This window comes from Geomicrobium sediminis (assembly GCF_016908595.1).
In the GTDB taxonomy this organism is placed as follows: Bacteria; Bacillota; Bacilli; order Bacillales; family Marinococcaceae; genus Geomicrobium_A; species Geomicrobium_A sediminis.
In genome coordinates this window covers 1-24,345 of sequence record NZ_JAFBEC010000014.1, presented here as the reverse complement: position 1 = coordinate 24,345, position 24,345 = coordinate 1, and the positions used below count along the sequence as shown (strand labels likewise).

General features: G+C 40.8%; 24 protein-coding genes and 1 riboswitch. Of the genes, 16 read left to right on the top strand and 8 right to left on the bottom strand.

What is annotated here, in order from left to right; all coding sequences use genetic code 11:
- Nucleotides 1–25: 25 nt before the first annotated feature.
- A riboswitch (FMN riboswitch) is annotated at nt 26–169 on the top strand.
- A gap of 177 nt (nt 170–346) precedes the next feature.
- Entirely contained in the window at nt 347–949 is a 603-nt protein-coding gene (locus tag JOD17_RS17885) for an ECF transporter S component (RefSeq protein ID WP_042359868.1), read from the top strand.
- Between the two features lie 40 nt (nt 950–989).
- On the opposite strand, the gene JOD17_RS17880 is transcribed toward JOD17_RS17885, so the two are convergent.
- Genes JOD17_RS17880 through dctP form a run of 3 tightly spaced genes read right to left on the bottom strand, consistent with a single transcriptional unit; the run spans nt 990 to nt 3,905 of the window.
- Nucleotides 990–2,267, bottom strand: coding sequence for a TRAP transporter large permease (locus JOD17_RS17880; protein WP_204699385.1), 1,278 nt, complete (start codon nt 2,265–2,267; stop codon nt 990–992).
- On the bottom strand, nt 2,268–2,777 hold the full coding sequence (locus JOD17_RS17875; protein WP_204699384.1) for a TRAP transporter small permease: 510 nt from the start codon (nt 2,775–2,777) through the stop codon (nt 2,268–2,270). It abuts the gene before it with no gap.
- A 21-nt stretch (nt 2,778–2,798) separates the two neighbouring features.
- The gene (dctP, locus tag JOD17_RS17870) at nt 2,799–3,905 is read right to left on the bottom strand and encodes a TRAP transporter substrate-binding protein DctP (RefSeq protein ID WP_204699383.1); all 1,107 of its coding nucleotides are present in this window, start codon (nt 3,903–3,905) and stop codon (nt 2,799–2,801) included.
- A gap of 190 nt (nt 3,906–4,095) precedes the next feature.
- Between dctP and JOD17_RS17865 the strand changes: the two genes are divergently transcribed.
- The 13 genes from JOD17_RS17865 to JOD17_RS17805 all read left to right on the top strand — a co-directional run bounded on the left by JOD17_RS17865 (nt 4,096) and on the right by JOD17_RS17805 (nt 18,237).
- Entirely contained in the window at nt 4,096–4,767 is a 672-nt protein-coding gene (locus tag JOD17_RS17865) for a response regulator (protein WP_204699382.1), read from the top strand.
- Nucleotides 4,768–6,138, top strand: coding sequence for a sensor histidine kinase (locus tag JOD17_RS17860; protein WP_204699381.1), 1,371 nt, complete (start codon nt 4,768–4,770; stop codon nt 6,136–6,138). It abuts the gene before it with no gap.
- 97 nt (nt 6,139–6,235) lie between these two features.
- Complete coding sequence (locus JOD17_RS17855; protein ID WP_204699380.1) at nt 6,236–9,649, top strand: efflux RND transporter permease subunit; 3,414 nt, start codon at nt 6,236–6,238, stop codon at nt 9,647–9,649.
- Between the two features lie 266 nt (nt 9,650–9,915).
- Nucleotides 9,916–10,068, top strand: coding sequence for a hypothetical protein (locus JOD17_RS17850; protein ID WP_204699379.1), 153 nt, complete (start codon nt 9,916–9,918; stop codon nt 10,066–10,068).
- Between the two features lie 57 nt (nt 10,069–10,125).
- Nucleotides 10,126–10,377 carry a hypothetical protein gene (locus JOD17_RS17845; protein WP_204699377.1) on the top strand — a complete coding sequence of 84 codons (252 nt, stop codon included), beginning with the start codon at nt 10,126–10,128 and terminating at the stop codon, nt 10,375–10,377.
- Nucleotides 10,378–10,718: 341 nt separating this feature from the next.
- Complete coding sequence (locus JOD17_RS17840) at nt 10,719–11,477, top strand: aminoglycoside adenylyltransferase domain-containing protein (RefSeq protein ID WP_052361099.1); 759 nt, start codon at nt 10,719–10,721, stop codon at nt 11,475–11,477.
- Between the two features lie 67 nt (nt 11,478–11,544).
- Nucleotides 11,545–12,687 (top strand): mechanosensitive ion channel family protein, encoded by a 1,143-nt coding sequence (locus tag JOD17_RS17835; protein ID WP_204699375.1) that lies wholly within the window; start codon nt 11,545–11,547, stop codon nt 12,685–12,687.
- A gap of 77 nt (nt 12,688–12,764) precedes the next feature.
- Nucleotides 12,765–13,481, top strand: coding sequence for a 2,3,4,5-tetrahydropyridine-2,6-dicarboxylate N-acetyltransferase (gene dapD / locus JOD17_RS17830; RefSeq protein ID WP_042359865.1), 717 nt, complete (start codon nt 12,765–12,767; stop codon nt 13,479–13,481).
- A 56-nt stretch (nt 13,482–13,537) separates the two neighbouring features.
- Nucleotides 13,538–14,671 (top strand): N-acetyldiaminopimelate deacetylase, encoded by a 1,134-nt coding sequence (locus JOD17_RS17825; RefSeq protein WP_204699374.1) that lies wholly within the window; start codon nt 13,538–13,540, stop codon nt 14,669–14,671.
- Between the two features lie 73 nt (nt 14,672–14,744).
- The gene (locus tag JOD17_RS17820; protein ID WP_204699373.1) at nt 14,745–15,452 is read left to right on the top strand and encodes a glycerophosphodiester phosphodiesterase family protein; all 708 of its coding nucleotides are present in this window, start codon (nt 14,745–14,747) and stop codon (nt 15,450–15,452) included.
- Nucleotides 15,453–15,496: 44 nt separating this feature from the next.
- Nucleotides 15,497–16,165 carry a PhoU domain-containing protein gene (locus JOD17_RS17815; protein WP_204699372.1) on the top strand — a complete coding sequence of 223 codons (669 nt, stop codon included), beginning with the start codon at nt 15,497–15,499 and terminating at the stop codon, nt 16,163–16,165.
- On the top strand, nt 16,146–17,738 hold the full coding sequence (locus JOD17_RS17810) for a Na/Pi cotransporter family protein (protein ID WP_204699371.1): 1,593 nt from the start codon (nt 16,146–16,148) through the stop codon (nt 17,736–17,738). The genes JOD17_RS17815 and JOD17_RS17810 overlap by 20 nt, the downstream gene beginning before the upstream one ends.
- A 79-nt stretch (nt 17,739–17,817) precedes the next feature.
- Complete coding sequence (locus JOD17_RS17805) at nt 17,818–18,237, top strand: TlpA family protein disulfide reductase (protein ID WP_204699370.1); 420 nt, start codon at nt 17,818–17,820, stop codon at nt 18,235–18,237.
- Between the two features lie 225 nt (nt 18,238–18,462).
- On the opposite strand, the gene JOD17_RS17800 is transcribed toward JOD17_RS17805, so the two are convergent.
- The 3 genes from JOD17_RS17800 to JOD17_RS17790 all read right to left on the bottom strand — a co-directional run bounded on the left by JOD17_RS17800 (nt 18,463) and on the right by JOD17_RS17790 (nt 21,233).
- Complete coding sequence (locus JOD17_RS17800; RefSeq protein WP_204699369.1) at nt 18,463–19,062, bottom strand: CHRD domain-containing protein; 600 nt, start codon at nt 19,060–19,062, stop codon at nt 18,463–18,465.
- Between the two features lie 294 nt (nt 19,063–19,356).
- Nucleotides 19,357–21,024, bottom strand: coding sequence for a ribonuclease J1 (rnjA, locus tag JOD17_RS17795; RefSeq protein ID WP_204699368.1), 1,668 nt, complete (start codon nt 21,022–21,024; stop codon nt 19,357–19,359).
- Nucleotides 21,024–21,233 carry a DNA-dependent RNA polymerase subunit epsilon gene (locus JOD17_RS17790; RefSeq protein WP_042415324.1) on the bottom strand — a complete coding sequence of 70 codons (210 nt, stop codon included), beginning with the start codon at nt 21,231–21,233 and terminating at the stop codon, nt 21,024–21,026. Before JOD17_RS17790 ends, rnjA begins: the two co-directional genes overlap by 1 nt.
- Nucleotides 21,234–21,653: 420 nt before the next feature.
- Between JOD17_RS17790 and JOD17_RS17785 the strand changes: the two genes are divergently transcribed.
- Nucleotides 21,654–22,427: a Cof-type HAD-IIB family hydrolase gene (locus JOD17_RS17785; protein ID WP_204699366.1), complete on the top strand. Its 774-nt coding sequence runs from the start codon at nt 21,654–21,656 to the stop codon at nt 22,425–22,427.
- 48 nt (nt 22,428–22,475) lie between these two features.
- On the opposite strand, the gene def is transcribed toward JOD17_RS17785, so the two are convergent.
- A complete protein-coding gene (def, locus tag JOD17_RS17780) occupies nt 22,476–23,018 on the bottom strand; it encodes a peptide deformylase (RefSeq protein WP_204699364.1) in 543 nt (180 codons plus the stop codon).
- A gap of 163 nt (nt 23,019–23,181) precedes the next feature.
- Entirely contained in the window at nt 23,182–23,340 is a 159-nt protein-coding gene (locus JOD17_RS17775) for a YjcZ family sporulation protein (RefSeq protein WP_081833646.1), read from the bottom strand.
- Between the two features lie 186 nt (nt 23,341–23,526).
- Between JOD17_RS17775 and JOD17_RS17770 the strand changes: the two genes are divergently transcribed.
- Nucleotides 23,527–24,171: a YkyA family protein gene (locus JOD17_RS17770; protein WP_204699362.1), complete on the top strand. Its 645-nt coding sequence runs from the start codon at nt 23,527–23,529 to the stop codon at nt 24,169–24,171.
- Nucleotides 24,172–24,345 lie beyond the last annotated feature (174 nt).

Genomic DNA, 24,345 nt, shown 5'->3' with positions numbered 1-24,345 from the left:
GTAGGATAGAAACATAATAAAATAAATTGGTCTTCGGGGCAGGGTGAAATTCCCGACCGGCGGTGATTCACGATCGTTGTGATTAGTCCGTGAGCTGCTTAAATGTTTAAGTGGTTGATCTGGTGAAATTCCAGAGCCGACAGTAAAGTCTGGATGGGAGAAGATTGCAGAGAATCGTTTGCGATTCTAAGCTTGTATCAATTGTTGATACATGTTTATTTTGCGAATCATTTGTTTTGATATTTAAGCCCCTTTGTTTTTAAACAAAGGGGCTTTTCTCGTTTTTATCATCAAAACAATGATGCCTCTGTTATCCCTTTTTTACCGAAGAAGGGAGAGATGAGTTATGAATCAACAAACAAAGACGTTTCGGCTCGTAAGTTACGCAATATTAGGTGCGATGGGAACTGCGTTTATGTTTATTAGTTTCCCAATTCCGTTTTTACCGGCAAACTTTTTGAGTTTGGATTTTAGTGAGATTCCAGTTCTTTTAGCAGCGATTTTATTCTCACCGGTTGCAGGCATTGCAGTTGCTGGGGTTAAGATTGCATTGTACACATTGTTTATGGGAGCAGGCGACCCAATTGGTATGGTTACGAACTTTATGGCAAGTTTAGCGTTCGTTTTGCCGATTGCATACATTTATCGTCGTTTCCGTACGACGAAGAGTCTCGTACTCGGAATTGGTGTCGGTACAGTGTCCTTAACGGTAATTCTTAGTGTATTAAATTACTTTATCTTCTTACCGGCATATGTATGGCTCGTTGGAATGGATCTTTCTAGCGGTATGATGCTTACGATGGTGTTAGGTGGTATTTTACCTTTTAACTTAATTAAAGGAATTGTCGTCGGTGCGGTTTTTGTGCCTGTATTCTTAAAGCTATACCCACTCCTCAAAAAACAGCGTGTGGGTGCAACGCTTAAGAAGCCGACCGTTCATGAACAATAATACAAAACGATGAACGGCCAAAGTGCCATTCATCGTTTTTTTATTGCCGTAACTGCAGTAAGCCCATGCTTAGGAAAGGGAAGAACGTGACAATAAGCACGTTGATAATCATCATTAAGAGAAATGGTGTAACCGCTCGTACGACACCTTCGAATTTCGTTTCTCCGACTTGTGCCGCAACAAATAACGATACACCAACCGGTGGGGTAATCAAACCGATCGATAAGTTAACGATCATAATGATACCAAAGTGCACCGGGTCCATACCGATGCTAGTAACAATCGGAAGGAGTATCGGTGTGAGAATGATAACAGACGCAATCGTTTCCATAAACGTTCCGATTAATAAAAGCATAACGTTAATTAACAAAATAATCATAATCGGTGATAACGCTGAGTCCATAATCAGACCTGCGAACGATTGAGGAACTTGTTCTCGTGTTAAAATCATTCCAAATAAAGCTGCAGTTGAGATGATGAACATAATCACTGACGAAGTGACCGCAGATTCTACGAGTATTTTTCTCATAACGCCAAGCGTTAATTGCTTGTATACAAAAATACCGACCAAAAATCCATATACAACCGCGATTGCCGAGGCTTCGGTCGGTGTAAAAAAGCCACCGTAAATACCTCCTAAAATAATGATGGGCATTAGTAAAGCGAGAAAAGCATCTTTAAATGACGTGCCGATTTTTCTGATGTTCGTTGGTTCTGAAGCGGCTCCGTACCCTTTAATTCTAGAGATAATATAGGCGACGAGCATTAACGACAAGCCAATCATAATGCCTGGTAAAATTCCAGCGATGAACAATGCACCAACCGAGGTACCCGCTGAAACACCGTACAACACTAATGGTACGCTAGGTGGAATAATAATTCCTGTCGTTCCACCGGCTGCATTAACCGCTGCTGCGAAATTGCGGTCATAACCGTTTTTAACCATCGATGAGATTAAAATGGCACCAACTGCGGCGGTCGTTGCGGATGCTGAGCCTGAAAGTGCAGCAAAGATTAAACAAGAGACGATTGCAACGTGTGCTAAACCTCCGCGAAATTGTCCGACAAGGCTTTTGGCAAAGTCAACGATCCGCTGTGATATACCACCATGTTCCATCAACTTCCCAGCTAAAATGAAGAAAGGTGCAGCCATTAATGGAAACGAGTCTAACGCTGCGAACATTCGTTGAGGTAACGTAATTAAGTCGGTTTGTCCACTTGCAATGAAGACGATGACAGATGCAAGGCCGAGGGCAATCGCAATTGGGACGTTGATCAGGAATAATACGAATAGTGCGACAAATAAAAGGATAACCATTTATTCCACCCCTTCGATGCCCTTCTTTGTTGAATCGGTTTGTTCTGGCTGCTTAAGTGCTTTCATAGTGACGTCAATGAGGTTAAGAATCATTAAACAACCGCTTATAGGGATGACACTATATACATAGCCCATAGGAATGCCGAGTGCTGCGGATCGCTGAATCATAGAGCGGTCCATCATTTCGATTCCCTTTACGATTAAGATGAAAAAGAAAGCTGTACAGACAATAGCTACAATGACATGAAGAATTTGCGACCATTGTTGTTTTAGTCTCGAAACGAAAGCCTCGATACTAATATGTGCACCATATTGAAAAGCAAAACTAGCACCGAGAAACGTCACCCAAATCATTAGGTAGCGGGCAAGTTCTTCGGTCCAAGGAAACGACATATTAAATAACGCTCGGCTAACGATCTGCACGAAAACAGCGAGCACCATGAGTGCAAGCAAGAGAGCAGTTATATTTTCAACGATGCGATTGATTTTTGTGATGATTTTGTGCCACAATCTGATCCCTACCTTCTATAGTCAACGGTTTAGATTCGTAATGCGCTCAACATAGTCCCCAAAGGAATCAGCATGGCGATCGTACACAGATTGAACCGATTCACGAAACGCTTCAATATCGACTTCTGAATGATCAACAATTTCCATGCCTTCATCAATCATATGTTGTTTTTGTTCGACTTCCATATCTTGATTAATTGCTCGCTGTTCACTAGCAAACGAACGACCTAACGTCTGTAATGTATCTTGTAGATCTTCAGGTAACGAGTCGAATCGGTCTTGATTCATAATTAAGTAAGCGGATGCATAATAGAGATTTGTTTCAGTATAGTAGTCTTGAACTTCAAATAGATTCCCACTTTCAAATACCCCGTAAGACGTATCAAGACCATCTACAATTCCTTGTTGAATTGAAGAGTACGTTTCTGGCCAAGCAATTGGAGTTGGTGACGCGCCTAATGCATTGTACGTATCAACATGCATATCATTTTCAATCGTACGCATTGTGAGACCTGATAAATCATCAGGATGTACAATTGGATGCGAATCGTTCGAGAAATGACGGAAACCGTTTTCCCAAATTCCGAGTCCAACCATGTTGGCGTTCTCCATATATCCTAGTAACTCATCGCCGATTTCACCGTCAACGGTTTCATATACATGATCGGTACTTTCGAACAGAAAAGGCATTTCTAATACCGCTAGTTCAGGTACAAAATTGCCGACGGGACCTGAAGTGATTAGCCCCATGTCTAACGTACCAAACGTAATTTGTTCAACCATATCCCGCTCGCCACCGAGCTGGCCCCCACCGTAAATGGAAAGCTCGATGCTACCATCGGTCTCTTCTAGCAATTGTTCGGCAAATGCTTCCATGCCGATGGAATACGCTTCATTCGGTGGAGCAACGTGTCCCACTTCAATCGTAATGACATCTTCATTGTTTTCGGATGAACCTTCTGTTTCGTCGGGTTCTACGTCTTCTTCATCAATCGTCTCTGCGCCAGTCGGTGATTCGCCCTCGGAAGTGTCCAAGTCATCACTGGCAGAATCGATGCCACAACTAGCTAAAACAAATGACGATGTAAGCGCTACCAAAAAGCTGATTCGCAATGGGAATTTAATCATGATATGCCCCCTTTTTAATTTTCTGAATTGAATTACTATTATATTGGAAATTAAATAGAACTACAATATAAAATACGAATTAAATCTGATTGCTTCGGGTTCAGAAGCAGTTTTTTGCGATTTTTACTCGTATTTGTCATAATCAGTTCATGTTGTAGGTATACACTAAAGGGATTAGGAGGGGTTTGATGTGGCGACAATCCTTGTTGCTGATGATGATGCACATATTCGAAAGTTAATCCGTTTATACTTAGAAAATGCAAGTTATAAAGTAATCGAAGCTTGCGATGGGAAAGAAGCACTACTGTACATGAAGCAGCAAGACGTCTCACTTGCATTAATTGATGTAATGATGCCGAAACTTGATGGCATTCAATTAACGAAATCCATTCGAGAACAGTCGTCAATCCCAATCTTAATGATTACGGCAAAAGGAGAGTCTAAAGATAAGATCAACGGATTTAATGCCGGAACGGATGATTACTTAGTGAAACCGTTCGATCCGATTGAAATGACGTTACGAGTGAAAGCTCTACTAAAGCGTTCAGACAGTGGAAGTCACCAGGTCACGACAATTGGAGCGTATACGATAGATTTAGATCGCCTCCAAGTCATAAAAGACGATGACGTTGTGGTCTTAAAGAAGAAGGAATGTGAGTTACTTTTTCATCTAGCGAAATTTCCAGGGAAGATTTTTACGAGGGAACAATTAATAGAATCGATTTGGGGAATTGATTTTACAGGTGACGATCGAACGGTAGATGTACATATTAAACGTTTACGTGAAAAAATTCGCCATCTACCAGAGTTATCAATAAAAACTGTGCGCGGGCTAGGTTATGCACTCGAGGCGATGAATTAAATGTTATTTCTACTGTGGCGTCAACGTTTTCATGTGCGCATTGTTATTACGTTTATCGTCGTTTTATTTGTCAGTTTATTGATCGCTTACGTTTATGCTTATTTCATGTACCCGGAACATTATCAATCTGAATTATCGGTTACGAGTATTGAATCAGGAATGAATACCGTACTTCAAGCTAAAGAGCTTGATTCATTTGGAGAGATTGAGGAACTAGTAAAGTTATATCAAGCTGAAGTGATTGCAATTGATGGGGATCGTGATGTAGCTTTTTCAACCGAACAGGCGAGCTCTATATCAACGACTTCCATAAATCGTATAAATCATCTCGACGAATTAGAAACGGCGTTTACGTTTCGAAGTGATGTAGACATGTTTGAAGTCGTTGCCCCAAAAGAGATTCAGGGCGAAAATTATACGTTTGTTTACCAGTTTGATATCACAGAGGAGTCAGAAGCGGTTCGGCATATTGTCCTAGTCGTATTGATGATCGTATTAATTATTGGTAGCTTAGGATTTGTAGTAGCGTCTACCCCGATTATCTCACCGATCAATCAATTATCCAATGCAGCTAGAAAAATGGCGAAAGGTGATTTCTCGGTTTACATTAAGAAAAAAAGGGAAGATGAGATAGGCGAGCTCGTCGACAATTTTAATTATATGTCCAAAGAACTACAACAAATTGAAACGATGAGACAAGAGTTTGTTAGCAACGTTTCGCATGAATTTAAGTCCCCAATGACGACAATTAATGGATTCGTTCAGGCAATTCGTGACGGTGTTGTAAAAGAAGATGAACAAAAAGAGTACTTAGATATCATCCATTCAAGTACACAACGACTTTCACGACTGAGTGATCATTTACTCCAACTCGCTTCGCTCGAGTCAGAACATCATCCCATTGAAAAGCACGAATACTTAGTTGATGAGCAAATTCGACGTGTCGTTCTTTCCACCCAATTGTTATGGGAACAAGAAAACATAACGATCAACATTGACCTTCCTCAAATTATGATCGTTGCCGATCAAGATTTAATGGAGCAAGTGTGGATGAACTTACTAACAAATGCAATTAAGTTCTCCGACCGAGATGGGGTCATTGATATTGAAGCGAAAAATGACCGTGGAAAATTTACAATTGTTTTTCGAGATCAAGGCATGGGCATCCCGAAAGAACACCTGCCATACGTGTTTGAGAGATTTTACACGGTGGATACATCGAGAACACCACAGATCAGTGGTAATGGGCTCGGGCTCTCCCTCGTTAAGCGAATTTTAGATTTGCATAAGTTTAGTATTAAAGTAGAAAGCAAACGTAACCTTGGAACGAGCATGTACGTGTCGATTAACGAAACAGAAGATGAAAAATAAAAATGTGAACGACTGATGACAAATGTACCAAGTCATATACAGTTCATGTTTCATGTGTATGATCAGTAAAGATAGAAATGAAATAGGGGTGGAGTGCATGACGAACTTTTCCATAAGGCGTCCGGTATTTACGATTGTGGTCATGATTCTCTTTATTATTATGGGTATCGTGTCCTCAACTAGGTTGCCTTTGCAACTGATTCCAGACATAGAACCACCAGTTGCAGCAGTTGTTACGAGTTATCCAAACGCAGGTCCTGAAGAAGTATTATCTGAAGTGACCGAACCAATTGAAAATCAGCTTTCCAGAACGACTGGATTAGAATTAATGCAGTCGAACAGTATGGAAGGAACTTCCATGATTATCTTACAGTTCGATTGGGATACATCCATTAGTGATGTTGAGCTGGAGATTATTAATACACTAAGGCAAGTTGATTTACCAGATGACGTGGATGAGCCGAGCTTTTTACAGTTTGACCCATCGATGTTCCCGATGATGCAACTCGCGGTTACTTCTGGTGACGATGTGATTGATTTCCAAGATGATGTACTTAGTCTTGAAGATGAATTATTAAACATTCCTGGTGTTGCTAGCGTTGACGAAGCGGGAAGTTTAAGTGAAATCGTTGAAATAAATCTTGATCGAGAGCTTATGGACGATTATTCACTGACACAAGAAGATATCACAGGTGCCATACAGGCGAACAACGTATCAATGCCTGGTGGAACGGTTGAACAAGACGAACTTAGTTTAACGACCCGTGTAATCAGTGAACTTACAACTCTTGAAGACATACGAGAAGTCGTGGTTGGCGTTGATCCAGGAAGTGGGGATCAAGTAACAGTCGATGATGTTGGTGAAGTAGATGTCGTTACTGAAGAACAATCAACGATTACACGAGCCAACTTAGAAGAAGCCATTACACTGTCGATCATGCAAGAATCCAATGCAAACACGACACAAACGTCAAATGCAGTGAACGATCGACTTGATGAATTATTAAATGATAGTGACTATGAAGATTTAGAAGTCGTTACTTTATACGATGAGGGTGACTTTATTAACCAAGCGATTAATAGCGTATTATCAGCGTTAATTCTTGGTGGTGTGCTCGCGATGTCGGTGCTTTTCTTATTCCTTCGAAACTTGAAAACACCATTCATCATCGGGCTTGCTATTCCATTTTCAGTCATTGTAACGTTTGCGTTTATGTATTTCTTAGACATTGGCCTAAACATTATGACACTCGGTGGTTTAGCACTCGGGATCGGTCTTGTAATTGACAATGCGATCGTAGTGATCGAGAACATTTACCGTCACTTATCGAAAGGCAAGAATCCTAAAGACGCAGCACGCGAAGGAACGAAAGAAGTCTTTGGTGCAATTGTCGCTTCGACATTGACGACTATCTCTGTGTTCCTACCAATTGTCTTTATCTCAGGCATCGTAGGAGACATCTTTAGAGAGCTCGCTTTAACAGTATCGTTTAGTTTATTGTCTTCATTACTTGTTGCAATTACCGTCGTACCGATGGTTGCAAGTCGTGTGTTAAAAACACCAGATGAAGACATTGAAGATAAACGTCGTAATTCCAAATCGATGAACTGGCTTGAAAATATGACCCACTGGTCGCTTGCTCATCGTAAATCAGTAATTGCCATCACATTCTTGCTCTTATTTGGTGGTATTGCAGGACTCTTTACCGTCGGTACGGAGCTCTTACCAGAAAGTGATCAAGGCTCGTTTAATGTTGACGTTGAAATGGAGCCAGGAACCAGTCTTGAAAGAACGGATGAAGCCGTTGCGGCAATTGAAGAAGTACTCGATGATTACCAAGAAATTGCCGATTACTCTGCGACCATCGGAGGCTCTTCAATGGATATGGGCGGAAATGGTCAATCTCATGTTGCGGAGATTATCGTTTCACTCGTACCGATGGATGAGCGAACATTAACGGATGCGGAATTCGTTGAATCGATTACTCGCGATCTAGAACGTGCCGATGATGGAGTCGAGGAATTAAGTGCATATACGATGTCTGCTGCGATGGGCGGCGAAGCGAATACCGTACCATTTATCGTTTCCCATGAGGATCGCTCAGAGTTATATGACTTTGCATACGACTTAGAAGATGAATTACTCGATTACAACATCATAAATGATGTTGAACTTAGTATCGAAGAAACGATTCCAGAAATCGCGATCGACGTTGATTCTGATGAAGCATTAGAAAATGGGTTAACGCCTGCTGAAATAGCAAGTCAAGTGAGTGAAGCAACTCGCGGTGAAACGATTGCACTCGTTCAACTTACGAGCAATGGCGATGACGAAGACGAGGAAGAGAACGACGAAAATGCTTCGTCTTCCACATATGAAGTTGTCGTTGGTTTAGATAGTAGTTATACCGATACGATTGAAGAACTTGAAGTATTAACCATTCGAAACAGTGAAGGTGAAACGGTAAACTTAGGAGATGTTGCTGAGATATCTGACGGTGAAAGTCCAGCGTCAATTCAACGAGCAGATCAAGAAGAAGCCGTAGAGTTTACAGTAAGTTACACGACCGCTGCTGTTTTAAGTGATGTATCTGCATCAATTGAGGAAGCTGTTGCAGAAATTGAGTTGCCAGACGGTGCACAATTCTCATTTGGTGGGGAACAAGAAATTTTAGATGATGCGATTGCGAGTATGATTTTGGCGCTCGTATTAGCGATTATCTTTATATACCTCATCATGGCAGCGCAATTCGAATCCTTTAAGTTACCATTCATTATGATGCTTACTGTACCGCTCGTCATAATTGGTGTTGCAATTGCATTAACTGCAACGCAAACAGCAATCGGTATTACCGCGTTTATCGGGATTATTATCCTCGTCGGTATTGCCGTTAACAATGGGATCGTTATGCTCGACTTCGTAAATCAACGTAAACGAGCAGGGATGTCAACGTATGATGCTTTAGTTGAATCCGTTCAATTAAGAACGAGACCGATTGTGATGACGTCTGTTACTGCGATTCTCGGTATGGTACCAATTGCAATTGGTATGGGTGAAGGTGCAGAGATGCAACAGCCGATGGCGATTGCGGTCATTGGAGGCTTAATTAGTAGTACACTACTCACGCTCGTGTTCATTCCAGTTATGTACAGTTTGTTTGATAAAGAAACGAGATCAAAAAAACCGTATGTCGTCGTTGATGATCGCGATGGTGAAAGAAGGTATTTAACAGCTACAAAAGAGAACAACAAAGATCACGTAGACCGACAAAACGAACAACATGCAGAAAACGAAACGCGTCAAGATGAACCTCGTTACGCAACAGAAGAAGACTTAAATGACGCTGAAGAGAAAACAACAACTGACGAAAAATCTACCGATGATTCGTCACCAGTGTCAGAGCAAAAACGAGAAACTCGTGCTGATGATTTAAGCAAAGATGAGATTCTTGATCTTCTAGATACGATTGTTCGTCGTAATAAAGACGAAAATAAAAACGACAAAGAATAACGATTTTTACTGCTGAGGAACAATTTCTCAGCAGTTTTTTTGTTCCATCATAAAGACGATGGTCTATGAAACTACCCAATTTCATAGACGTTTTGCTCGTTTTTTCTTTAATCTAGGTCTTTCAATTACAAAGCATGTTCCATTGCTACATAGAATTAACTGTAAGCAAAAATATGGTTGATTAAAGGAGAGTAAATAAATGTCATTTAATCATTGGGATAACTTATTCGGATGTTTTGGTGGTAACAACAAAGGTGGTCGTGGTCATGGTCGCGGCTGTGGTTGTGAGCGCCGTCGTCACTGTGGATGTAAGAGAGATTATGATTATGATTATGATTGCTGTGAGAAAAAAGACAAATGTAGACGCGAAGAGCGTTGCCGCATTCGTTTTGAAATCGAATGTGACGACTAATCTTTAATCTGTACTAGGAGCACGTACTTCGTGCTCCTTATTTTCACGAAGGAGGTGTATTTAAATGGGAAAATCTCGTCATCACTGGAACGGGTGTTCATGTCGTGAGGATCGTAATCGCGAAGATCGTAACCGTGAGGATCATAATCATGGCTACGGGAACGACGATAACGTTTTCGAAAGTGGCTATCAAAAGCCTGCTGCACCTTGGTACCCAAAAGAAAGAGAATCTAGACCTGATGGTGGTCGAAAGCCAGAAAAAGAAAAAAGCCGTTCACGTCTTAGAGGAACGATTTATATCTCTTGTGATCGTTAATGATTAAAGTCAGTAGGCAATGACGGAAATATTGCTAGAGTAGGTCAAGTCATTACTAGAGTATAAGGTAGCTTGCATAAGATATCGTATGGAAGGAAGTAGACATATCCGCCGATGTTTTACTTCTTTCCATCGAATGAAATTGCCATACCCCCGGTCTGTATCAGTGACATGTAATTCCCTCCTATATATGAACGGACCCATTGAAACGAGGCTTTTGCCTCGTTCTTTTTCTTTTTGATTGCAACATCTCAAACAATCAGCTAACATATTCTTAAGTGCATATAAATATGCATTAGATAAATCATACTTAATGATATGGATGGAGGAAGATGCTGATCATGGATGACCAGATTGACGATTATTTGCGTCATTTAAAAGAAGTGGTAAGTACGGTTCTTAAGGACCGCCTCACAGGCTTGTACTTGAGTGGCTCGAAGGTTTTAGGTGATTATGACGAGGAGGTTAGTGATTTAGACATATTCTGTGTCGTAAATCGTCCAATTCGTGCAGAAGACCAACAGAGATTACTGGAATTGTTAAGTGAGGAAGAACTTGAAGTACCTGGAAATGGACTTGAGTTTTTATGTGTTCTTGAAGAAGAAGTAACCCATCCTCATTCATTGCCATCTTATGAATTCGTGCTAATTAAAAGGCGAGGTCTTGACGCTGTGATGAAGCATGAAGGTATGGATGAAGGTTTGCTGATGGATTTTACCATTTGTTATCAATCTGGAAAACTGATCGCAGGAAAGCCTGCGCAAGAAGTAATTGGTGAAGTGCCTGTGCCGTGGTTAAACGAGGCAATGAAAGGGTCACTTCGTCAACATAAACTAAATGTATTTCACCCGTTTTATGATCCGTACGGTCATGAAGCTGTCCTAAATGCTTGCCGTTCTTGGTGCTTTAAAGAGCTCGGGCGAATGACTTCCAAAACTAAGGGCGCGATTTGGGCGTTGAAACGTTGGAAGAATTCGAAAGTGATTGAACAGGCATTGTTAATAAGAGAAGGCAAGTGGGATAAGCGATTGGACGAAGGGGCAGTACATGAATTATTAGATCATGTACTTACATTAGAACGCATAAAAGTGTCAACATGACAATGAATAAGAGATCAGACGATGGGGGAATCGAATGATTCTCTCTTTTTTCGTTTTGGAGGTTCACATGGTTGAATTATATTATGAGTCAATAGAGAGTTACCCGTGGTTAAGGTTTGTGTTTGCGTTTTTAATCATCTGTATGTTTTTATTCCTGCGCAAATTATTTACGCGATATGTCTTTGCCTTCGTTCTAAGAATATCTAGGAAAAGTCAAAGTGAAGTCATTCCAAACTTCTTACTTAGTTATCAAAAGCCGCTCCGGTTTTTCTTCGTTACGTTAGGGCTTTATCTTGCTTTGTTGTACTTATTTCCAGCAGACCCAACTGCCGTAGAAACTAGACGCTTTGACTTAATTACGACGTTGTTTAGAACGACGATTATAATTACGATCGGTTGGGGATTATTTAACTTCTCAGGAACGACGTCTAACATGTTTAAAAAGCTTAGCATGCGTTTAGACGGGGACGAAGACAGTATGCTCGTACCGTTTTTATCAAGGATATTACGAGCGATTATCATTGCCCTAACGTTAACTGTGGTTTTAGATACGTGGGGTTTCGATATTAACGGGTTTATCGCAGGTCTTGGTTTAGGTGGATTGGCCTTTGCCTTAGCTGCTCAAGATACGATCGGGAACTTCTTTGGTGGTATTATCATCGTTACAGAGCGGCCATTTAAGAAGGGAGATTGGATTGAAACACCAACTGTAGAGGGGATTGTCGAAGACATTTCGTTTCGAAGTACAAAGGTACGGACGTTTTCGGAAGGGCTCGTAACGGTCCCAAATTCTACACTTGCCCATGAACCGATTACGAACTGGTCTGAAATGAATAAACGGCAAATTGCATTTGAAATTCAATTCCCATTTGAAACACCCATTGCTTCTTTAAAACGTTCACGTGAACGTATTGAAAACGAGTTGAAAGAGCATGAAGGAATTGATCAAGAGACAATTTTTGTTCGATTACACGATTTTAATCAGTCGGGAATTGAATTAATGTTTTATTTCTTCACGAAAACGACGGCTTGGAGTGAATGGTTAATCGTAAAAGAAGAAATCAACTTGCGCATTGTGGAGATTTTACATGAAGAAGGGGTAGATTTCGCGTTGCCAGCACGAGATCTCTACGTCAAAACTCATGATAGCCTAGAAGAGATCATTGAAGACGAAGAACACGTGGAAGGTGAGCGTTCGCGAGAACCTTAAGCTTTTGTTCACACTACGAATGTGATAATCTAGAATAGGAAAATTGATACTACGAGAGTGTTTGGAGGAAATGAATAATGAAGATGATGGACGGACATGAGATTGTTAAGTTTATTTCTGAATCAGAGAAATCAACACCGGTAAAAGTGTACCTTAACGGTGATGTATCTAATAGTAATTTCGGTGAAGGTGCGAAAGTTTACCCGAATGAAAAGGGAGCTGTCGTATTCGGTGAGTGGAAAGCAGTTCAAGCTGCATTAAACGAAGCGAAGATTGAAGACTATGTCGTTGAGAACGATCGTCGTAACTCTGCGATTCCTTTGCTTGACATGAAAAACATTAAAGCGCGTATCGAGCCAGGCGCAATCATTCGTGACCAAGTTGAGATTGGTGACAATGCTGTCATTATGATGGGTGCAAGCATCAACATTGGATCCGTTGTAGGCGAAGGTACAATGATTGATATGAACGTTGTTATGGGTGGACGAGCTACGGTCGGTAAAAACTGCCATATCGGAGCAGGCGCTGTATTAGCAGGCGTTGTAGAACCACCATCAGCACAACCAGTGATCGTGGAAGACGATGTTGTGATCGGTGCAAATGCAGTCATTCTTGAAGGCGTACGTGTCGGTAAAGGATCTGTTGTCGCTGCAGGTGCAATCGTTACAGAAGATGTACCAGAAAACAAAGTTGTAGCTGGTACACCAGCGCGTGTTATCAAAGACATTGATGAAGGTACACGTGGCAAGACTGAAATCAAGCAAGAACTTCGCAAGTTAAAAGAAGAAGAATAATCGTATGCTCCCGTTTGGCTGACAAACGGGAGTCTTTTCAATCATGAGGTGAGACGATGATCTATAGTGATGACGTAATGATCGAATTAAGAAGGGATTTTCACAAAATTCCTGAACCTGGATTCGAAGAATTCAAAACGAGTGCTCGAATTAAAAAACAAGTGGACGATATGCCTCAAGAGTACTTAACGATTGAACCTTGGGAGACAGGATACTTTATTAAAGTTCAAGGTAGTAATCCGTCCCAAACCATCGGTTATCGAACGGATATAGATGGACTTCCTGTCGATGAAAAAACAGGACTACCTTTTGCCTCAGAGCATGAGGGGTTTATGCATGCATGTGGTCATGATTTTCATATGACGATTGCGCTTTCTCTTTTGAATCATTTTGCTCATGAGCAGCCAAAAGACAATCTATTGTTTATTTTTCAACCTGCAGAAGAAGGACCTGGTGGGGCAGAGCCGATGATGCAATCAGCAATCTTTAAACAATGGAAACCAGATTGGATGATGGCTTTACACGTCGATCCACTTCGCCAAGTAGGAACGATCTCAACGAAGCCTGGTTTGTTATTTGCAAATACTGGAGAATTTAATTTACATTTAGAAGGAAAAGGTGGCCATGCTGCATTCCCACATGATGCGAATGATATGGTTGTCGCTTCGAGTTACATGGTGACGCAACTTCAATCGATTATTTCAAGAAGAATCAACCCATTAGATAGTGCAGTCATCACCATTGGTAAAATCGAAAGCGGAAAAAAAGAAAACATTATTGCAGACCGTGCAGATACTGAAGGAACGATTCGAACACGCTCAAAAGAAGCGATGCAACTCGTGAAGCAAAACATCCTAGACATGGGAGAAGGCATTTCGAAAAGCTTTCAATGTAACGTTGACGTTGAGTGGGGATCAAGCTACAAACAAGTGTGGAATGATGAAGCGCGCGTATCATCATTTATGAACTTCGTAGAGGCGGACCCAAACGTCCAATTTGAATTGAGCAAAGAGGCGATGACAGGGGAAGACTTCGGATTCTTTCTTGATGAAATTCCAGGATTCATGTTCTGGCTAGGCGTAGACGGAGAAGCAGGGTTACATGAGCCAACATTAAACCCTAAAGAAGCCGCAATTCCAATTGCAGTCGAAACAGTCAAAAACTATTTAACGAGCGAAATGAAACGCTAATACAAAAAGGTGTCACAACGGGATCCGTGTGGCACCTTTTATAACATTACTTATAATCAATGGAGGTGTAGTGGTGTTTATCGCACATCGAGGCTATTCACATATCGCACCAGAAAATACGATCACAGCCTTTCAAGAAGCCATCAAGCATGGAGCAACAGGGATTGAGTTGGATGTTCACTTAACGAAAGATAACAAGCTTGTGATTATTCATGATGAAGCCCTGCAACGCACGACGAATGGGGAAGGTTTGGTGAGTGAATATGAACTTACAGAACTCCAACAACTTGATGCAGGAAGTTGGTTTCATCCTAAGTATAAAGATGAGACGCTGCCAACCTTGGGTGAAGTAATTGAGGCGCTACCTAAAGACGTGCTCATCAATGTTGAGATTAAAAACATCCCGTCCTTTTATAAAGGAATTGAAAAAGCGGTTGTCGAAACGATTGAAAGGTACGGACGATTTGAACAAACGATCGTTTCTTCGTTTGACCATAGTTGCCTGTACAACGTAAAACAATTGAATGAATCGATTAAAATAGGAGTACTTGTCAATCAGAAAATGCATAACATTCGACACTATGTCCAGGGATTTGAGCCTTATGACGTGTATGCCATTCATCCTCATCATCGGTTAATTTCAGCAAAAGACATTTCAGAATTTAAAGAAATAGGTTTAAAAACGTTTGTTTATACCGTAAATGACGAGCATGAAGCAAACGAGTGGTTACGATCTGGAGTTGATGGCATAATTTCTGATTGTATCATGAAGAAAACATAAGATTCATAAGCTAAATAACTGAGAAGGAGGGGGGATACAATCAAGTGAAACTTTTTAATGAAGAATTCAATGACATTTATCGACAATTGCTTAAAATGGGAAATCTAGCGAAAGAGCAAATGACAGATCTTCCTGATGTGCTGTTTAAGCAAGATCAAAACACGATTCATTCACTAATCAAAGGAGATCTAGCGGTTGATCATTTGGATCAAGATATTCATCAACGAGTGTTGGAACTTATTGTATTTCAACCTCCTATGCCAAGTGAATTGCAACAATTATCAGCGATTATGCGTGTTGCACGAGAAATTGAACGAATTGGGGATCAAATTGTAAACATCGCTGAAGTTGGGGAAACATTTCGCAAAAATGGAGTCCTTGAAATTGGAGGAGAGATCGAAAAAACCATTAAAGAGATGAATGAAAAAAGTGAAACAATGTTTAATCAAGCGTTAATTATGCTCGGGGAACGAGATTACGGACAAGGAGAAACGATTGAAGAGCAAGACGAAGTTGTTGATCATTTATTCCAGCGCATTCAAGCATTAATCCAAGAAGAGATGAAATTAAATGTTCAACGCATTCCTCAGCTATCGCCGCTGTTTTTTGTGATTCGTTATTATGAGCGGTTAGCGGACCATGTCGTTAACATCGTAACGAAAATGAAGGAGAGCCAAGAAGAAGGTGCCGGCTATGGACTGGTTGACGATTAGTTTACAAATGGCTGGTGGTCTAGCCATTTTTTTGTATGGAATGTATATCGCAAGTGACGGTTTAAAGCGAGCAGCGTCTAGTCGCCTTCGAACATTTTTGCAACGGGTGACAAAAAACCAACTGTACGGAGCACTAGCAGGGATTGTGTTAGCGGCTGCCATGCAATCTTCAACAGCTGCTACTGTGATGACAGTTGGTTTTGTAAACGCAGGTTTAATTAGTTTAAGGAGAGCACTCGGGGTGATGCTTGGCTCTGCGGTCGGCACGACGTTGACCGTTCAATTAATTGCTTTTTCGATTACAGATTACGCCCTTGCGTTTGTAACGCTAGGCGTTTTATTGTTTCTCATTAACATTCGCATTCGTTCTTACGGTTCAATTATTCTAGGTTTTGGTTTTGTGTTTTTTGGGATGGGCCTAATGACTGGAGCGATGGAGCCGCTCCAGTATGACGAACAGTTTACGCAGCTAATGACACTTCTTTCAGGTAATTTATGGCTCGCAGTATTCGCTGGTATTGCTTTTACAGCTGTGATCCAAAATAGTGCTGCAACCATTGCAATCGCGATGACGCTTGCTTCAACGGGTGCAATTTCCTTAGAAGCAGGAGTAGGAATTGTGTATGGAGCAAATTTTGGCACTGTATTTACGGCAATGATCTCTAGCCTTACAGCAACAATTGATGCGAAAAGAGCAGCGGTTGCCCATGCGATCTTTAAGTTTATCGGTGTATTAATTTTTCTTCCATTTACGACGCTTTTTATCCAATTGCTTACCCTTATAGGTGGTGATATTGAGCGGCAATTAGCAAATGCACATACGTTGTTTAATGTTGTGAATGTGATTGTTCTATTGCCGTTTTGCAATCGGTTTGCCATATGGATGGAAAGACTTATGCCAAAGTCCGAACGCAATAAAACTAGCCATCATAAATACATTGATCAAACGACAGCGAAGTTTCCGGCAGTTGGGCTTTTGCAAGCGCGAAAAGAGATTGAACATATGTTGGAGCGTGTGCAAACTAAGATGTTTCCTGAACTTATGCAAATGTTAGAAAGTGATAAAGCTCGAAAAGCCATTATGGAGGAAGAGAAGGTGATTGACTCACTCTACAAAACGACGTTCCATCATTTAAGAAGAATTACAGAACAACATTTAAAGGATTCAGATACGAATGAGGCCATTAAACTGTTATCAATTAATAATGATGTTGAACGACAAACGAACGTGATGAAAGAGATGGCTCGTGCGTTAAGTAAATTAGAAGCGAGACAAAAAGTGCTCAATCATTGGGAGCGTGCAAATATTGAAGCGCTCTACAAAGAAGTAAGTGAAAGTTTTGTCCATACGTCCCGAGCTTTTGTAGAACATGACAAACAACTAGCCATTCGTGTCATTTACAACAACCCAAAAGTTCAACGGATGGAACGGGAAATGCGTTACGGACACTTTTATCACGGTTCGGGTTCTAGCAGTACGGTGAGTATGATTTATGCTGATGTAATGAATGGGATGTTGCGTATTCACCAGCATAACGTAAATCTTTCGCAAACGTTATTAGATCGTGTCTAAACTTCAATGTGCCCGTAACCAATGTTCGCCTTAATGAGTACGATAAACCACATCGGTACTTATGAAAGGGGACATGAAAATGGGACTTCGAATTGGTTCAGAGATGCCTAAGTTAGATAACATTAACTGGGTAAGTGGCTATCCGGAACAGCAAGCCAGTAAACCGTATCTCGTACACTTTTGGACGTTAGATTGCAGCTCTTGTATTGAGTTAATGCCAGATGTTGCAGCGCTTTTAAACCGTTATGACGGACTCATTCATACCGTTTCAATTAATTTGGAAGGTGAAGATGAGGAAGAAGTGATTGCAAAGGCGAAGAAGGCAGGAATTGAAGCACCAGTTGGAATCGATGAGGAGACGCTATTGTCGGATGCATTCGGTTATAATTTCATCCCTGCGTTCTATTTATTCGATGCAAATGGCAATATGAGGTACTTCCAGCAAGGCCAAGATCATGTTGCTACATTAGAACAAAGAATTAAACGATTGTTGCGGTAAGTCAAAGCGAATAGAAGTATGTATGGGTTCAGTTCAGTGAGCTCCAAACTGTCAAGGTGGCGCTCTTGTCGATTCTGCAATTACAAATTAATCTAGAAAGATCAAATTGTGTATGTCTTAATAAGCGCGCTAGATGGTGGGCTGAGCTGGAAAGATACACAGATCAGTCGTCGTTCCAGCGCGCAAACTATCATTTTCTTACCAATGTTGATGGAATTATCAATCTTAGCTAAAAAGAAAACCTGTAATGCTTGTCCATAGAGAGGTAAACCAGTTCCCTGAACTTGAACCACCCATGCCTGTTTGAGGCATTTCTGTTGGCATAGTGGCTTTTTCCATTGCAGCGTTTTGAGCATATTCATCTAGCTGCCCACGTATTTCTCCGTCAGGATAATCTTCTGTGTGAATGTTTGCATACACGTCACCTGCTACAAGGGCCATTGAAAATTCTTCCCAACTTAAATCACCAACAAGATCATCCGCATGTAAAGTGCCTGAAGCGATATCGCCATTATAATCCATCGGTTCATCATTGTGGAACAAAAATAATTCTACTGGTCCGTCTTCGTCAGCGGAGCCACTATGCAAATGTCCAGCAGTAGCACCTTCTAAATATTCAACGTGAATCCAATAGTCAAGGGTATCGCCATCGTCACTAACTTCAAAATGTGCTGTTCCCATTGCATCACTTTCAACATTCATTACTTCATTTTCTGGGCTCAGCTCAACAAAAAATTCCCGTCCTTCGTGATCAGCGGAAGCCGTGCTCGCGAATGTTGTGACAGCTAATACTCCAGCTAACGGAAGCACCATTGCTTTTTTCATAAGAAATCGCTCCTTTTGAAATTAATGAAATCACAACTAGCTATGTTTAAGCTAATGTGTAATCTCTTAATAAAGCTAACGATTGGCTTGTCAATTTGGATCACTTTTTCTAATAATTTATTATTTTTATAATTATTGTTTAAACCACGCGCCTAGTTAAAAACTAAATATGAAAGTGTTCGTGACATTGATTATTAATGAATGAGCAGAAACCAGGGTGCAAGTTAGGCGAGCACAAAAAAGCGTAAAGATCACATTGATCTTTACGCTTTTATTTACTAAAGAGACTTTCACTTAAACTTCCATAATGATTGGCAAAATCATTGGTTTACGTTTTGTCTTTTCGTAGAGGAACGGTGCTAACAATTCAATGATCTCGTTTTTAATTTCGGACCATTGGGTTGTTTTTTGACCCATTAAGTCTCTTAAGTGTTTGTCGAGCATTTTCTGAGCGTCGTGAATGAGATGGGAAGATTCACGCATGTAGACGAATCCTCTTGAGATGATGTCAGGTCCAGCTGATACTTTGAAGTTCTTCATATCAAGTGATACGACAACAACAACGAGGCCTTCTTCAGATAGAATGCGACGGTCTCGTAACACGATGTTACCGATGTCGCCGATTCCATTTCCATCCACATAGACGGCTCCAGAAGGAACTTTGCCGATTTTCTTCGCTTCGTCGCGCTTTAATCCTAGTACTTCACCTGTATCCATAATGAAGACGTTCTCTTCTGGAATTCCACAATCCATCGCCAATTTCTTATGGCTTACGAGCATGCGGTACTCCCCATGAATAGGGAAGAAGTACTTTGGTTTCATGAGGCGAAGCATGAGCTTTTGTTCTTCTTGGCCACCGTGTCCAGACGTGTGGATGTCATTAAGTGGGCCATGAATAACGTTTGCTCCTGCACGGAATAGTTGGTTAATAATCTTATTAACGCTAAGTGTATTACCTGGAATTGGTGAACTTGAGAATACGACCGTGTCTCCAGGAATAATTTGAATTTGACGGTGTGTTCCATGAGCAATTCGAGAAAGAGCTGCCATTGGTTCACCTTGTGAGCCAGTACAAAGAATGGTCACTTCATTATCTGGAATACGACTTAGTTGGTTCGTATCAACGAACGTGTCTTTTGGCGCTTGAATGTAGCCAAGTTCTTGTCCGATTGTAAGTGCAGACTCCATGCTACGTCCAAATACGGCGATTTTTCGGCCGTGCTTAACGGCGGAAGTGACGACTTGTTGTAAACGATAAATGTTTGAAGCAAATGTCGCGAAAATAATTCTTCCATCAACTTGTTGGAAGATATTCTCGATGCTATCGCCAACTTTACGCTCAGACATCGTAAATCCAGGTACTTCACTGTTTGTACTATCAGATAGTAAACAAAGTACGCCTTCATCACCAAGTCGAGCCATTCTCGTTAAGTTGGCTGGTTCACCGACTGGGGTGAAGTCAAATTTAAAGTCACCAGTATGGACAATGTTGCCTTCTGGCGTATTGACGACGATCCCGAGAGCATCAGGAATGCTGTGTGTCGTACGGAAAAACGAAAGGGTAAGATGCTTAAATGAAATCACATCGTCTTCATTAAGTTCAATCATCTTCGTTCTACGTAATAACCCGTGTTCTTCAAGTTTGCCTCGAAGCAATCCATTTGCGAGCTTTCCACCATACACTGGCACATTAATCTCACGCAATAAATAAGGAATACCACCAATGTGATCTTCGTGACCGTGAGTAATAAATAGTCCGACAATCTTGTCTTCATTACGAGCTAAATACGTATAATCAGGAATAACATAATCAATGCCGAGCAATTCATCTTCAGGGAACATAATCCCTGCATCTATAATGACAATTTCGTCTTTGTATTCTATGGCATACGTGTTTTTACCGATTTCGCCAAGCCCTCCTAAGGCGAAAACTGCTACTTGATCTTCTTGCAATTGCTTCATTACTTATTCTCCAATTTAAAGTCAGGACGACTTTGCTCATATTCCAAATGTGCACCTGTTAACGGTTGAATAAATTCAATGTTATAGTTGTCGGCAGCAAGTTTACGACGTACGTCGCGCTCATCTTGTGCTTCAATGTATAACGCTTCTGTTTTTTCGCGTACAGGTACTTCAGATGCTTTCGTTTGATACATTACTTTATAAATCATTTATATCTCTCCTTATTCTCACAAAAGTACAACGTTTATTATTAAGTAGCATCGTGTATTCTACTTAATCGTTGTTATCTGTACTGTTATCTCTGAACTTTACAGACATTCCGTTCATGATTGGGGTTTATCTAGTAGAAGTGGTCCCTTAAAGAATATCCAATGCTCGGCCGATGAGATTCCAAAAGGGGAGGGCACTGCCACGAAAACATAAACCCAGCAGACAGTCTCTTTATTTTAGCGTATTTCCTGTTTGTTCGCAAATAAACCTACCATATAATTCCTCGTCTTAAGCCGTCCATCTTGTAGTGTACCCAATAGTTTAGACAGAAAAAAAGCAGTTAAAACATTCTAGAGGGTTTTCAGTCATAAACTTATCCGACATAATAATAGGAGAATAGGGCAATGAGGAGTGAGAGTATGAACCAAAAGATCGTTTTTTTAGACATAGACGGAACGATTTACAACGAAGAGAAACAAATGTCAAAAGCTACAAAGCATGCAGTAAAACAACTTCAAGAACAAGGGCATCATGTTGTTATTGCAACTGGACGCGCTCCTTTTATGTACAATGAGCTCAAAAAAGAGCTAAACATTACAACACATATCGGCTTTAACGGCTCTTATGTCGTACTTGATGATCAAGTTGTACTAGCGAAGTCGCTCGATAAAGATGCGTTAAAAGCAATTCGTTCAGACGCTCATGAAAAGGGTCATCCAATGGTTGTTATGGACCATTTAGGAGCAAGAACAAACATCGCCGCAAGTGATCGAATTCGAGAGTGTATGGATAACTTGCATCTTCCTTATCCGAATGTTGTCAACGATCCATTTGAAGGTGAGATTTATCAAGGGTTGTTGTTTTCTAAAATTGAGGAAGCACATGGCTACGAAGATAATTATCCACAGTTCGATTTCGTACGTTGGCATGAATTATCGCTTGATCTTATTCCGAACGGTGGTTCAAAGGCTGTTGGCATTAAGAAAGTTGCGGATCTCTTGCACATCGATATGAAAGATACGATTGCGTTTGGTGACGGTCTTAATGATATTGAAATGCTCCAAGCAGCTGGAACTGGAGTTGCAATGGGAAATGGAAAAGACATCGTTAAAAGTGTAGCTGATTTTACGACAACGCACGTTGACGACGAAGGAATTTACGAAGGTCTCAAAAAGCTAGCACTGCTTTCATAGACATAAAAAGCGCGACGGGGAAAATTCCTCGTCGCGCTTTCTAATGCATTAAATCGGTAGTGGTCGTTTGTGTGGTCCATCGTATTCTTCAATACGGTCATAAAACATAATGCCGTTCAAGTGGTCCATTTCATGTTGAATTACGATTGCGATATAACCACGAAAACGCATCCGAATGTGCTCTCCGTCCAACGTGTGTGCGTCAAGGGTAATACGCGCATGACGCGGTACGAGCCCCTCAACTGGTCGATCAACAGACAAGCAACCTTCACCGTTCTCAAGACTCGTTTCTTCCACAGAATGACTGACAATTTTAGGGTTAATAAACCCGTAACTGTGTAATTGATCTTTCTCATCTGTCGTGTGAATGGCAAACATTCGTTTTGCTACACCGATTTGAGGGGCTGCGAGGCCACTACCAGGTCGTAAATCGTATTTTTCTGCAATTGCTTGGTCTTGACTGTTCGTTAAATACTCGTGCATTTCTTTAAGGACCGCGAGGTCTTCGTTACTTGGAGGAAGTGCGACTTCCTTCGCGACTTCTCTTAAAACAGGGTGTCCTTCACGGACAATTCTGTCCATCGTAATCATCCATTGTTCCTCCTTATGTGTAAAACCTTGATGTATGAGTACATAAATCGTTGTTTACGGGAATAAGATACTTCGTAAAGTATAGCAGATGTACGTGGATTTAGACAAAGCAATCAAGAAAAATAGCAGTCACATTGTGTGACTGCTATAAAGGGAAAAGCTGTTATTTTTTATCTCCGTAACAAGCACCAACGATGACTAAAAGAATGAAAAGTACAACGATGAGTGCGAAGCCTTTTCCTGCTCCGAATCCACCGCCACCACCGTAGTTGCCGTAACCATAACCACCGTAGCCGCTATAACCGCCATAACCATATGACATGGAGAATACCTCCTTTTGTATTCGCTTTACGCGTTACCTTTACAGAGTATGCAAAGCGTGTAGAAATGGTTTGGATTTTTGCCTAAAAAAAGCGAAGGTGCCTTGTTAACAATTACCAAATATACTTTGCAAATGCTACTTTGTTCTTATATGATAAATGAAGACGAAAGTCAGGGAGGGCACTTGATGACAAAACGCATGACGATATGGGCAGCGATGCTCGGACTATTGCTCATCGTATCCGCTTGCGGGAACTCCGCTGAAGAAGAACTGTTCGAACATATTGAAGAGGCGATCGCATTAGAGCTTGAATTCGAACAACAACAAGAACCGTTAGTTGAGGCTGAAGAACGAGAACATGAATTGTTTGAAGAGATGGTGCAATTAGGTTTAGGTGAAATGGATGAAATTGAAGAGAAAGTTAATGAAGCACTTGAGCTTGCCTCAGAGCGTAAAGAACGAATGGAAACTGAACGTGAGAGCATTGAGTCAGCGTATGCCCAGTTGATGGAAGGCGAAGAGATGATTGAAGAAGTTGAGTCAGCACATCAAGATGAGGGAAAGGCTGTGTTTGAAGCAATGCAAGGTCGATATGAGGTTCATAAGGAATTGTATGACAATTACTTACAAGCAATTGCTTTAGACGAAGAGCTGTATACGATGTTCTTGAATGAAGATTTATCATTTGAAGAACTTGAAGAACAGATCAATGACGTAAATGAATTGTATCGTACGATTAATGAAAACAAAGAAGCATTTAATGATCAGACAGAACGTTTTAATGAAGCAAAAGAACAATTTTACGAGTCTGCCGAACTGCTAGAATCGTAATAGAGAACGAGAAGATGTACTCATCATTAAATAAACTTAATAAGCAAAGCTTACGACACATTAGAAAACGGACTTAAGGTGGTGCCGCACCCCAAAAGTTAGAGTTAAAAACTCACTTTTGGGGTGTTTTGTTTGGTGAAATATAGTGACACATTTAAAGAAAAAGTTGTTTAT